Origin of the sequence: Nocardioides sp., assembly GCF_044226765.1 — a bacterium.
Lineage (GTDB): Bacteria > Actinomycetota > Actinomycetes > Propionibacteriales > Nocardioidaceae > Nocardioides.
Genome location: NZ_JBGAGJ010000002.1, coordinates 417,934 through 428,584, shown reverse-complemented (window position 1 = coordinate 428,584; position 10,651 = coordinate 417,934). Strand labels below are relative to the sequence as shown.

Here is a 10,651-nt window from a genome sequence, read left to right as displayed (position 1 = left end):
CGATGATCGAGCTCCTGGACACGAATTCGTCAGAGATCGCCGCCGAGTTCCTCCGCGCCCGCAGCCGGGCCGGCAGCCCCGCGATGGGCATGGTGATGACGCTGGTCATCGTCGTCGACGACGACGACGCCGAGTCGGCCATGGCGGCCGCTCGTGCTGCCTCACACGAGCACCCGTCGCGGGTGCTCGGCGTGATCCTGGGCAGCGCCCGCGGCGCCGCCCAGGTCAACGCCCAGGTCGGCATCGGGTCCGGCTGGACCGGCGAGACCGCGCTGATCCGGCTGCACGGCGAGGTGGTCAAGCACCCCGAGTCGGTCGTGCTGCCCCTGCTGCTGCCCGACTCGCCGGTCGCCGTCTGGTGGCCGAACCACCCGCCCGACGACCCGTCCCAGGACCCGATCGGTCGCCTCGGGCAGCGCCGGATCACCGACGCGGCCGCGGCGTCGCGCAACAAGACGCGGGCGATCCACCGGCAGTGCGAGGCCTACACCGTCGGCAACACCGACCTCGCCTGGACCCGGATCACCTCGTGGCGAGCGCTCCTGGCGGCCGCGCTGGACCAGCAGCCGGTCAAAGTGACCGGCGGCTCGGTCACCGCCGAGCGGATCAGCCCCAGCGCCGACCTGCTGGTCGCCTGGCTCTCCGACCGGCTCAAGGTGCCGATCGGACGCAAGAACTCGTCCGGGCCGGGGATCACCGAGGTGGTGCTGGAGTCCAAGGACGGCCCGATCTCGATCTCGCGGGCCGACGGCAAGCTGGCGACCTTCTCCTCCCCCGACCGACCGGACCGGCCGGTCGCGCTCAAGCGACGCGACCTGCCCGAGCTGCTCGCCGAGGAGCTGCGGCGCCTCGACGAGGACGACGTGTACGCCGAGACCGCCCGCAAGCTGCTGAAGATGGAGTCCGCGTGAGCGCCGCGCCCCGGGTGGAGGTCCACCCCGACGCGGCGGCCCTGGCGACCGCCGTCGCCGGCGAGCTGCTGAGCCGGCTCGCCGACGCGCAGGCGGCCGGCGGCGTGCCCCAGGTGGTGCTGACCGGTGGCACCATCGCCGACGACATCCACCGCGAGATCGCCCGCCTCTCACCGGGCTCGGAGGTCGACTGGTCCCAGGTGGTCCTCTGGTGGGGCGACGAGCGCTTCGTCGCACCGGACTCCCCCGACCGCAACGCCGGTCAGGCACAGGCGGCCTTCCTCGACGCCGTCGGTGCCGACCCGGCCAAGGTGCACCCGATGCCGTCGACGGCCGACGCGGCCGACGTCGACGCCGGGGCGGCGGCGTACGCCGAGACGGTGCGCGACCACGGGGCGGGCGAGTTCGACGTGGTGATGCTCGGCATCGGCCCCGACGGCCACGTCGCATCGCTGTTCCCGGGCTTCCCCCAGCTCGACGCCGACGGGGTCGCCGTCGGCGTGACCGGCTCGCCCAAGCCCCCTCCGGAGCGGATCAGCCTGACCAACGCCAGCCTCAACCGGGCCCGGTCGGTCTGGTTCCTGGTCAGCGGGGACGGCAAGGCCGGCGCCGTCGCCCGCGCGCTCGGCGGCGCCGACCGACACGACATCCCCGCCGCCGGCGTCACCGGCCACGACGAGACCATCTGGTTCCTCGACCGACCCGCGGCCAGCCAGCTGTAGCTCGCCGAGTCGGCGCTCCTGCCGCCTCGAGCTCGCTGGCGCGGCGGGCAGCCTGCTGGTGACTCGTCGTGCCCGACGACTACGTGGTCGTCGATCGGCTCGCCGGGTGGTCGCTGGGTGCCGAGATGATCCTTGGACCCGGCGAGCACCTCCACCTGCGACCCCTGTCCCGGGCCGCGGCCCGCGAGGCACTCGCGCGCGTGGTGACCGGGCCCGAGACGCGGCAGTAGCGCCGAGTCGGCCCGGGTAGCGGGCTAGAAGACGATGTCGCCGGACTTGCGGCGGGAGCGGAGCAGCTCGAGGGCCTCGTCGAGGATGTCGGCGGCCTCCTTGTCCGAGCGCCGCTCCTTCACGTAGGCCAGGTGGGTCTTGTACGGCTCGATCTTCGGTGCCGGCGGCGGGTTCTCGGAGTCGAGGCTGGCCGGGAGACCACACTTGGGGCAGTCCCAGGTCTCCGGGACCTGCGCCTCGATCGAGAACGTCACCACGGAGCGGTGCTCGTGCGCACAGAAGTACGTGACGGCCTGGCGCGGGGCTGCCTCGCCCCGCTCGGCCTCACCCATCGGGCCGGCCCCGACTCGACTTCCGCGAATAGCGTTTCCTCCACCAGCCACGGAGTTGGCTCCCTTTCGTTCTATGAGTACGCCAGCAGCAGCCCGAGGGCCACCACGCAGGCAAACCAGATGACGCCGATCCCGACCGTGAGCCGGTCGAGGTTGCGCTCCGCCACGGACGAGCCGCCGAGAGAGCTGGAGACGCCACCACCGAACATGTCCGAGAGCCCGCCACCGCGACCCTTGTGCAGGAGCACGAGCAGGATCAGCAGGCCGCTGGTGATGAGGAGGACGATGGTGAAGAGCAGTTCCACGGCCGCGATCCTACGTCAGTCGTCCGACGATCAGATGATCGGCATGTCGTAGTAGCGGCAGATGCCGCCGAACTCGTCCACCTGGAGGCTCGCGCCGCCCACCAGGCAGCCGTCCACGTCGGTCTGCGCCATGATGCCGCCGACGTTCGCGGCCTTGACCGAGCCGCCGTACAGCACCCGGACGCCGTCGGCCGCCGCGTCGCCGTGCACCTCGCGGACCCGCGACCGGATCGCCGCGCAGACCTCCTGCGCGTCCTCGGGGGTCGCGACCTCACCGGTGCCGATGGCCCAGACCGGCTCGTAGGCGACCACGAGGCCGGCGACCTGCTCGGCGCTGAACCCCGCGAGCGAGCCGTCGACCTGGGCCAGCACGTGCGGGACGTGCTCACCGGCCTGGCGCACCTCGAGTCCCTCGCCGACGCACACGATCGGGGTCATGCCGGCGTCGAGCGCCCGGTGCGCCTTGGCGCTGACCAGCTCGTCGCTCTCGCCGTGGTACTCCCGGCGCTCGCTGTGGCCGACGACGACGTAGGAGCAACCCAGCTTGGCCAGCATGCCCGCCGAGATCTCGCCGGTGTAGGCACCGGACTCGTGCTGCGACACGTCCTGCGCGCCGTACTCGACGAGCAGCCGGTCCCCGTCGACCAGGGTCTGCACGGAGCGCAGGTCCGTGAAGGGCGGCACGACGACCACCTCGACCCGGCCGAAGTCGTGCTTCTTGTCGGCGAGGGTCCAGGCCAGCTTCTGGACCAGGACCACCGCCTCCTGGTGGTTGAGGTTCATCTTCCAGTTCCCCGCCATCAGCGGGGTGCGGCTCGCGGATCGGCTCTGTGTCATCAGTCCTCCAGGACCTGGATGCCCGGCAGCGTCTTGCCCTCGAGGTACTCCAGGCTGGCGCCGCCGCCGGTCGAGATGTGGCCGAACGCGGCCTCGTCGAAGCCGAGCGTGCGTACGGCGGCCGCCGAGTCACCGCCGCCGACCACGGAGAGGCCGTCGATGCCGGTCAGCGCCTGCGCGACCGCCCGGGTGCCGTCGGCGAACGCCGGAGTCTCGAAGACACCCATCGGGCCGTTCCAGAACACGGTGCGGGCGTCGGCCAGGGCGGCCGCGAAGGCCCGACCCGACTCCGGTCCGATGTCCAGCCCGAGCGCGTCCGACGGGATGGCGTCCGCGGCGACGACCTGCGGCTGCGGCTCCCGGTCGCCCGAGGGGAACGCGGTGTCGACCACGACGTCGGTCGGCAGGAGGATCTGCACGCCGGTGTCGGCGGCGCGCTCGAGGTAGCCGCGGCAGGTCTCGACCTGGTCCTCCTCCAACAGGCTCTTCCCGACCTCGTGGCCCTGGGCCTTGAGGAACGTGAAGACCATGCCGCCACCGATCAGCAGCCGGTCGGCCTTGCCGAGCAGGTTGTCGATGACACCGAGCTTGTCGGACACCTTGGAGCCGCCCAGGACGACCGCGTAGGGCCGCTCCGGGTCCTCGGTCAGGCGCCGCAGCACCTCCACCTCCGTGGCCACCAGCTGTCCCATCGCGTGCGGCAGCCGCTGGGCGACGTCGTAGACGGAGGCCTGCTTGCGGTGCACCACCCCGAAGCCGTCGGACACGAAGGCGTCCGCCAGCGCCGCCAGCTGGTCCGCGAAGACGCCCCGCTCCGCCTCGTCCTTGCTCGTCTCACCGGGGTTGAACCGGACGTTCTCCAGGACGGCGACCTGCCCGTCCGACAGGCCGGCAACGGTCTCCTGCGCGCTCTCGCCGACCGTGTCGTTCGCGAACGCGACGTCCTTGCCGAGCAGCTCGCCCAGCCGGGCGGCCACCGGACGCAGCGTGTAGCGCTCGTCCGGCTCGCCCTTCGGGCGTCCGAGGTGGGCGACCACGACGACCCGGGCGCCCGCGTCGGCGAGCGCCCTGATCGTCGGGACGCTGGCCCGGACCCGGCCGTCGTCGGTGATCGTGTGACCGTCCAGCGGGACGTTGAGGTCGGAGCGGACCAGGACCCGCTTGCCCTGCACGTCGCCGAGGGTGGAGTACTCCGCCATCGTCAGAGCGTCTGACCGACGTAGTCGACCAGGTCGACGAGCCGGTTGGAGTAGCCCCACTCGTTGTCGTACCAGCCGACGACCTTGACCTGGTTGCCGATGACCTTGGTCAGCGGCGCGTCGAAGATGCAGGACGCGGGGTCGGTCATGATGTCGGTCGACACGATCGGGTCCTCGTTGTAGCGCAGGATCCGGCCGTCCGCCGCCGCGCGCACCGCGGCGTTGACCTCCTCGACGGTGGTCTCGCGCCCGGCCTCGAAGGTGAGGTCGGTGGCCGAGCCGGTCGGCACGGGCACGCGCAGCGCGTAGCCGTCGAGCTTGCCCTTGAGGTCGGGCATGACCAGGCCGATCGCCTTCGCGGCGCCGGTCGAGGTGGGGACGATGTTGAGCGCCGCGGCCCGGGCGCGGCGCAGGTCGCGGTGCGGACCGTCGAGCAGGTTCTGGTCACCGGTGTAGGCGTGGATGGTGGTCATCAGGCCCTTGACGATGCCGAACTCGTCGTGGAGCGCCTTCGCCATCGGCGCCAGGCAGTTGGTGGTGCAGGAGGCGTTCGAGATGATCGTGTGGGACGCCGGGTCGTAGTCACCCTCGTTGACGCCCATGACGATCGTGACGTCCTCGTTCTTCGCCGGGGCGGAGATGATGACCTTCTTGGCACCGCCGTCGACGTGGGCCTTGGCCTTGGTGGCGTCGGTGAAGAAGCCGGTCGACTCGATCACGACGTCGACGCCGAGGTCGCCCCACGGCAGCGCGGCCGGGTCGCGCTCCTCGAAGACCTTGAAGGTGTGGCCCGCGGCGGTGATGTCGGTGTCGGTGTGCGACACGTCGCCGTCGAGGCGGCCGAGGATGGAGTCGTACTTCAGCAGCGTCGCGAGCGTCGTGTTGTCGGTCAGGTCGTTGACGGCGACGATCTCGACGTCGGCGCCGGCGGCAACGGCGGCGCGGAAGTAGTTGCGGCCGATCCGGCCGAACCCGTTGATGCCTACTCGAACGGTCACTGCAGGGCTCCTCTGTAGCGGTAGCTGGTGGGGTTCCGTGGTGCGTGTGAGGGTTGCTCACGGCGGACCCGCGTCGATCTCGACCCTATCGTCCGGTCCACCGACCCCAGCCTCGCGTCCCGCCCTACGTACGGGTAACGACCGAAGGTCCCCCACCCCGGGCCCTTCGGCCTCCCAAGAACCGAAGTCAGGCGTCCTCGGCCAGCATCTCGGGGGTGAGCGACGCCTCGGTGTCGGGGATGCCGAGCTCCTCGGCGCGCTTGTCGGCCATCGCCAGGAGGCGGCGGATCCGACCGGCGATGGCGTCCTTCGTCAGCACCGGGTCGTGTAGCTGGCCCAGCTCCTCCAGCGACGCCTGCTTGTGCTCGAGGCGCAGCTCGCCTGCCATCCGGAGGTGGTCGGGGACGTCGTCGCCGAGGATCTCCATCGCGCGGCCGACGCGGGCGCCGGCAGCGACCGCGGCGCGCGCGGAGCGGCGCAGGTTGGCGTCGTCGAAGTTCGCGAGCCGGTTGGCGGTCGCCCGCACCTCGCGGCGCATCCGGCGCTCCTCCCACGCCATGAGCGACTCGTGCGCACCGAGCCGGGTCAGCAGCTGGCCGATGGCGTCGCCGTCGCGGATCACCACCCGGTCGACGCCGCGGACCTCGCGGGCCTTCGCGTGGATCCCGAGCCGGCGGGCCACGCCCACGAGGGCCAGCGCGGCCTCCGGGCCGGGGCAGGTGACCTCGAGGGCCGACGACCGGCCGGGCTCGGTCAGGGACCCGTGGGCGAGGAACGCTCCCCGCCAGGCCGCGACCGCGTCACACCCGCCGCCCGAGACCACGGCCGGCGGCAGCCCGCGCACGGGACGGCCGCGCTGGTCCAGCAGCCCGGTCTGGCGGGCGAGGGCCTCGCCGTCCTTGACCACCCGGACGATGTAGCGGCTGCCCTTGCGGATCCCGTTGCCCTGCACCATCACCACCTCGGACTGGTGGCCGTAGACCTCCATGATGTTGGTGCGCAGGCGCCGGGCGGCGGCGCCGGTGTCGAACTCCGCCTCCACGACGATCCGGCCGCTGACGATGTGGAGGCCGCCGGCGAAGCGGAGCATCGAGGCGACCTCGGCCTTGCGGCAGCACGTCTTCGTGATCTGCGTGCTCGCGAGCTCCGCCTTCACCTGAGCCGTCATCGCCATGGGCCCGATCCTCGCACGATCGTCAACACGCCGTACGGGCGCTGTCGGAAAAGCGGGCGCTCACCGGGGGTGCGGTCGGTCCGCCATGATCCGGGCGTACGCCGCCGCCAGCTTCGCCGGGTCGTGGCGGGCCGATCCCTCGCCGGCGGCGATGTCGTCGACCACGAGCCGCGCACCGGCCGCCTGCACCAGGTGCTCGAGGTCGGCCAGGCCGTCGCGGACGTGGCACCGGTCGACCAGGACGGTGTCGACGCGCAGGTCCGGTGCGTGCTCGACGAGCACCGCGAGGTGGTCGGCCGCCGCGAACCCGTGGGTCTCCCCCTCCTGCTCGGTCAGGTTGAGCGTCACCAGGACCCGGGCCTGCGAGCCCACCATCGCCTCGTGCAGCGCCGGGACCATCAGGTGCGGGAGCACCGAGGTGAACCAGGACCCCGGCCCCAGGACCAGCCAGTCCGCGGCGCCCACGGCGGCGATCGCCTCCGGGCAGGGGGCGGGGTCCGGCGGGTCGAGGGCGATCGAGGAGATCACGCCGTCGGTCGTCGCGACCTCGACCTGACCGCGCACGGGCGTCAGCCGGTCGGGGTCGTCCGCGTGGAGGCCGCGGACGTCGGCGGTGATGTCCAACGGGGTGAGCGCCATCGGCAGCACCCGGCCGGAGGTCCCCAGGAGCTTGCCGACCCAGTCCAGGGCGGCGACCGGGTCGCCGAGCTGCTCCCAGAGCCCGACGATGAGGAGGTTGCCGATCACGTGCCCGCGCATCTCGCCCTGGCCGGCGAACCGGTGCTGCAACACCTGCGCCCAGGTGTCGCCCCACCGGTCGGAGGCGCACAGCGCCGCCAGTGCCATCCGGAGGTCGCCGGGGGGCAGCACCCCGAACTCCGACCGCAGCCGCCCGGACGACCCGCCGTTGTCGGCGACGGTCACGACAGCCGTCAGGTCGTCGACCACGAGGTCGTCGACGAGCAGACGGAGCGCGCGCAGGGTGGCGGCCAGGCCGTGACCACCGCCGAACGCGACGACGGACTGCGCCCGCTGGGCGCCGGAGGACGCGGTCATTCGCGCCCCAGGTCCCGGTGGCTCACGCGCGCCTCGAAGCCGGCCGCGACGAGCCGGCTGGCGATCTCCTCGCTCATCGCGACGCTGCGGTGCTTGCCGCCGGTGCAGCCGATGGCCACCGTCATGAAGCGCTTGCCCTCGCGCAGGTAGCCAGCCGCCACGCTCTCCAGCACCGGCACGTAGCCGTCGAGGAACTCCGCGGCGCCGGGCTGGCCCAGGACGTAGTCGGCCACCTCGCGGTCACGTCCGGTGCTGGCGCGCAGCTCGGGCACCCAGTGGGGGTTGGGCAGGAACCGCATGTCCGCCACGAAGTCGGCGTCCACCGGGATGCCGTACTTGAAGCCGAAGCTGGTCACGGTCACCTTCAGCCGGATGTTGTCGGCGGTGCCGAACGCCTCGGCGATCCGGTCGGTGAGCTGGTGCACGTTGAGCGAGGTGGTGTCGATCACCAGGTCGGCGTCGCTGCGCAGGTCGCCGAGCACCTCGCGCTCGCGCTGCAGGCCGTCCAGCAGGCGGCCACCGCCCTGCAGGGGATGCGGCCGGCGGGCGGCCTCCTGCCGGCGCACGAGGACGTCGTCGGTCGCCTCGAGGAACACCAAGGTGGCGTGCCGCCCGGTGGCCCCCTGGGCGAGGTTGGCCTGGACGGACTCGAAGAACGAGCCGGAGCGGACGTCGACGACCACCGCGATCGGCTGCTCCACCCCACGGCTCTCGTCGACGAGCCGGACGACCTCGCGCAGGAGGCTCGGCGGCATGTTGTCCACGACGTAGTAGCCCAGATCCTCGAGCTCCTTGGCCGCGGTGCTGCGGCCGGCTCCGGTCATGCCGGTCACCACCACCAGCTCGCCGTGGTGGTCCGTGCCGTGCTCAGCCACTAGCCCTCCTCGATCTCGCCGGTCGCGGTGTTCACGCTGACCGGACGATTCTGGCCGCTCGCCTGGGCGACCGCACCCTTGATCGCCTCCGCGGTCCGCGGACCGATGCCCGGCACGTCCGCGATCTCCGCGACCGTGGCCGCCCGGAGCTTCTTCAGCGACCCGAAGTGCTTCAGCAGCGTCTTGCGCCGCACCTCCCCCAGGCCCGGCACGTCGTCGAGCACGCTCTCGACCATCGACTTCGAGCGCCGGGAGCGGTGGTGGGTGATCGCGAAGCGGTGGGCCTCGTCCCGGATCCGCTGCAGCAGGTAGAGCCCCTCGCTGGTGCGCGGCAGGATGACCGGGTCCTCCTGGTCGGGTAGCCAGACCTCCTCCAGACGCTTGGCCAGGCCGCAGACCGGGATGTCGACCACCCCGAGCTCCTCCAGGGCGCGCTGCGCCGCCGCCACCTGCGGCGGACCGCCGTCGACGACGACCAGGCCGGGTGCGTAGGCGAACTTCCTCGGTCGGCCGGTCTCGGGGTCCACCAGCATCGGGCCGTCCTCGGTGATCCGCTCCGTCGAGCTGGCCTGCTCGTCGAGCAGGCGGCGGAACCGACGGGTGATCACCTCGTGCATGGACGCGACGTCGTTCTGCCCGTCGACGCCCCGGATGACGAACCGGCGGTACTCGCTCTTGCGCGCCAGCCCGTCCTCGAAGACCACCATCGAGGCCACCACCTCGGTGCCCTGCAGGTTGGAGACGTCGTAGCACTCGATGCGCAGCGGCGCCTCGTCGAGCCCCAGCGACTGCTGGATCTCCTCCAGGGCCCGGTTGCGCGTCGTCAGGTCGCTGGCCCGCTTGGTCTTGTGCAGTGCGAGCGCCTGGGCGGCGTTCTGCGCGACCGTCTCCTGCAGCGCCCTCTTGTCGCCGCGCTGGGGGACGCGGATCGCGACCCGCGAGCCGCGCAGGTCGCCGAGGAGCTGCTCGTACGTCGTGTGGTCGGGCGGCAGCGCCGGCACCAGGATCTCGCGGGGGATCGAGTCCGGGTCGCCGCCGGCGTACAGCTGCAGGAGGAAGTCGTCGACCAGCTCGGCGGTGCCGCCCTCGTCGACGCGGTCGGCCACCCAGCCGCGCTGCCCGCGGATCCGGCCGCCGCGCACGTAGAAGATCTGGACCGCGACCTCGAGCGGGTCCTCCGCGAGGGCGATGACGTCGGCGTCCGTGCCGTCGCCGAGCACGACGGCCTGCTTCTCCAGGGCCTTGTTCAGCGCACCGAGGTCGTCGCGCAGCCGCGCTGCCTTCTCGAAGTCCAGCGCCTCCGCCGCCGCGTACATCTCCCGCTCGATCCGCCGGACGAACGCGCTCGTCTGGCCCGCCATGAAGTCACAGAAGTCGTCGACGATCGCCCGGTGCTCTTCGGCGGTGACGTTGCCGACGCACGGGGCGGCGCACTTGTCGATGTAGCCGAGCAGGCACGGCCGCCCGATCTGGCCCGAGCGCTTGAACACGCCATTGCTGCACGAGCGCATCGGGAAGACCCGCAGCAGCAGGTCGACGGTCTCCCGGATCGCCCAGGCGTGGCTGTAGGGGCCGAAGTAGCGGGTGCCCTTGCGCTTGGCGCCTCGGCCCACCATGACTCGGGGGAACTCCTCACCGACGGTCACCGCAAGCCAGGGGTAGGACTTGTCGTCGCGGTACTTGACGTTGAAGCGCGGGTCGAACTCCTTGATCCAGGAGTACTCGAGCTGGAGGGCCTCGACCTCGGTCTTCACGACCGTCCACTCGACGCTGGCCGCGGTCGTCACCATCGTCGCGGTGCGGGGGTGCAGGTGGCCGACGTCCTGGAAGTACGACGACAGCCGCGCGCGCAGGTTCTTGGCCTTGCCCACGTAGACGACCCGGCCCCTCGGGTCCCGGAACCGGTAGACCCCGGGCTGGGTCGGGATCGACCCGGGCGCCGGCCGGTAGGACAGGGCTCGTGACACGTGGCAACCCTACGGTGGGGGTCCGACACCGGGTTCCCCCGATC

At 72.1% G+C, this 10,651-nt stretch carries 12 protein-coding genes; 3 read left to right on the top strand and 9 right to left on the bottom strand.

Annotated elements, in window-relative coordinates:
- Window positions 1–2 precede the first annotated feature (2 nt).
- The 3 genes from ACILRH_RS06895 (at window position 3) to ACILRH_RS06885 (ending at window position 1,863) form a co-directional block, all read left to right on the top strand.
- A complete protein-coding gene (locus ACILRH_RS06895) occupies window positions 3–911 on the top strand; it encodes a glucose-6-phosphate dehydrogenase assembly protein OpcA (protein WP_395691830.1) in 909 nt (302 codons plus the stop codon).
- Window positions 908–1,633, top strand: a complete 726-nt coding sequence (gene pgl, locus ACILRH_RS06890) for a 6-phosphogluconolactonase (RefSeq protein ID WP_395691828.1) — start codon at window positions 908–910, stop codon at window positions 1,631–1,633. Before ACILRH_RS06895 ends, pgl begins: the two co-directional genes overlap by 4 nt.
- Before the next feature lie 68 nt (window positions 1,634–1,701).
- Window positions 1,702–1,863, top strand: a complete 162-nt coding sequence (locus ACILRH_RS06885) for a hypothetical protein (RefSeq protein ID WP_395691826.1) — start codon at window positions 1,702–1,704, stop codon at window positions 1,861–1,863.
- A 24-nt stretch (window positions 1,864–1,887) separates the two neighbouring features.
- On the opposite strand, the gene ACILRH_RS06880 is transcribed toward ACILRH_RS06885, so the two are convergent.
- The 9 genes from ACILRH_RS06880 to uvrC form a co-directional block, all read right to left on the bottom strand.
- A complete protein-coding gene (locus ACILRH_RS06880; RefSeq protein ID WP_395691824.1) occupies window positions 1,888–2,247 on the bottom strand; it encodes an RNA polymerase-binding protein RbpA in 360 nt (119 codons plus the stop codon).
- Between the two features lie 20 nt (window positions 2,248–2,267).
- Window positions 2,268–2,501: a preprotein translocase subunit SecG gene (secG, locus tag ACILRH_RS06875; RefSeq protein WP_395691823.1), complete on the bottom strand. Its 234-nt coding sequence runs from the start codon at window positions 2,499–2,501 to the stop codon at window positions 2,268–2,270.
- 30 nt (window positions 2,502–2,531) lie between these two features.
- Window positions 2,532–3,338, bottom strand: coding sequence for a triose-phosphate isomerase (gene tpiA / locus ACILRH_RS06870; RefSeq protein ID WP_395691821.1), 807 nt, complete (start codon window positions 3,336–3,338; stop codon window positions 2,532–2,534).
- A complete protein-coding gene (locus ACILRH_RS06865; RefSeq protein ID WP_395691819.1) occupies window positions 3,338–4,537 on the bottom strand; it encodes a phosphoglycerate kinase in 1,200 nt (399 codons plus the stop codon). Before ACILRH_RS06865 ends, tpiA begins: the two co-directional genes overlap by 1 nt.
- A gap of 2 nt (window positions 4,538–4,539) precedes the next feature.
- Window positions 4,540–5,535, bottom strand: a complete 996-nt coding sequence (gap, locus tag ACILRH_RS06860) for a type I glyceraldehyde-3-phosphate dehydrogenase (RefSeq protein WP_395691818.1) — start codon at window positions 5,533–5,535, stop codon at window positions 4,540–4,542.
- A 187-nt stretch (window positions 5,536–5,722) separates the two neighbouring features.
- On the bottom strand, window positions 5,723–6,709 hold the full coding sequence (gene whiA / locus ACILRH_RS06855; RefSeq protein ID WP_395691816.1) for a DNA-binding protein WhiA: 987 nt from the start codon (window positions 6,707–6,709) through the stop codon (window positions 5,723–5,725).
- Between the two features lie 60 nt (window positions 6,710–6,769).
- A complete protein-coding gene (gene yvcK / locus ACILRH_RS06850) occupies window positions 6,770–7,765 on the bottom strand; it encodes a uridine diphosphate-N-acetylglucosamine-binding protein YvcK (protein WP_395691814.1) in 996 nt (331 codons plus the stop codon).
- Complete coding sequence (gene rapZ / locus ACILRH_RS06845) at window positions 7,762–8,640, bottom strand: RNase adapter RapZ (protein WP_395691813.1); 879 nt, start codon at window positions 8,638–8,640, stop codon at window positions 7,762–7,764. Before rapZ ends, yvcK begins: the two co-directional genes overlap by 4 nt.
- The gene (gene uvrC, locus ACILRH_RS06840) at window positions 8,640–10,607 is read right to left on the bottom strand and encodes an excinuclease ABC subunit UvrC (RefSeq protein WP_395691811.1); all 1,968 of its coding nucleotides are present in this window, start codon (window positions 10,605–10,607) and stop codon (window positions 8,640–8,642) included. Before uvrC ends, rapZ begins: the two co-directional genes overlap by 1 nt.
- Window positions 10,608–10,651 lie beyond the last annotated feature (44 nt).

Excerpts from the sequence above, each read along its gene's own strand:
- yvcK (WP_395691814.1), bottom strand. The coding sequence starts at position 7,765 with ATGACCGCGTCCTCCGGCGCCCAGCGGGCGCAGTCCGTCGTCGCGTTC.
- whiA (WP_395691816.1), bottom strand. The coding sequence starts at position 6,709 with ATGGCGATGACGGCTCAGGTGAAGGCGGAGCTCGCGAGCACGCAGATC.
- ACILRH_RS06895 (WP_395691830.1), top strand. The coding sequence starts at position 3 with ATGATCGAGCTCCTGGACACGAATTCGTCAGAGATCGCCGCCGAGTTC.
- ACILRH_RS06865 (WP_395691819.1), bottom strand. The coding sequence starts at position 4,537 with ATGGCGGAGTACTCCACCCTCGGCGACGTGCAGGGCAAGCGGGTCCTG.
- tpiA (WP_395691821.1), bottom strand. The coding sequence starts at position 3,338 with ATGACACAGAGCCGATCCGCGAGCCGCACCCCGCTGATGGCGGGGAAC.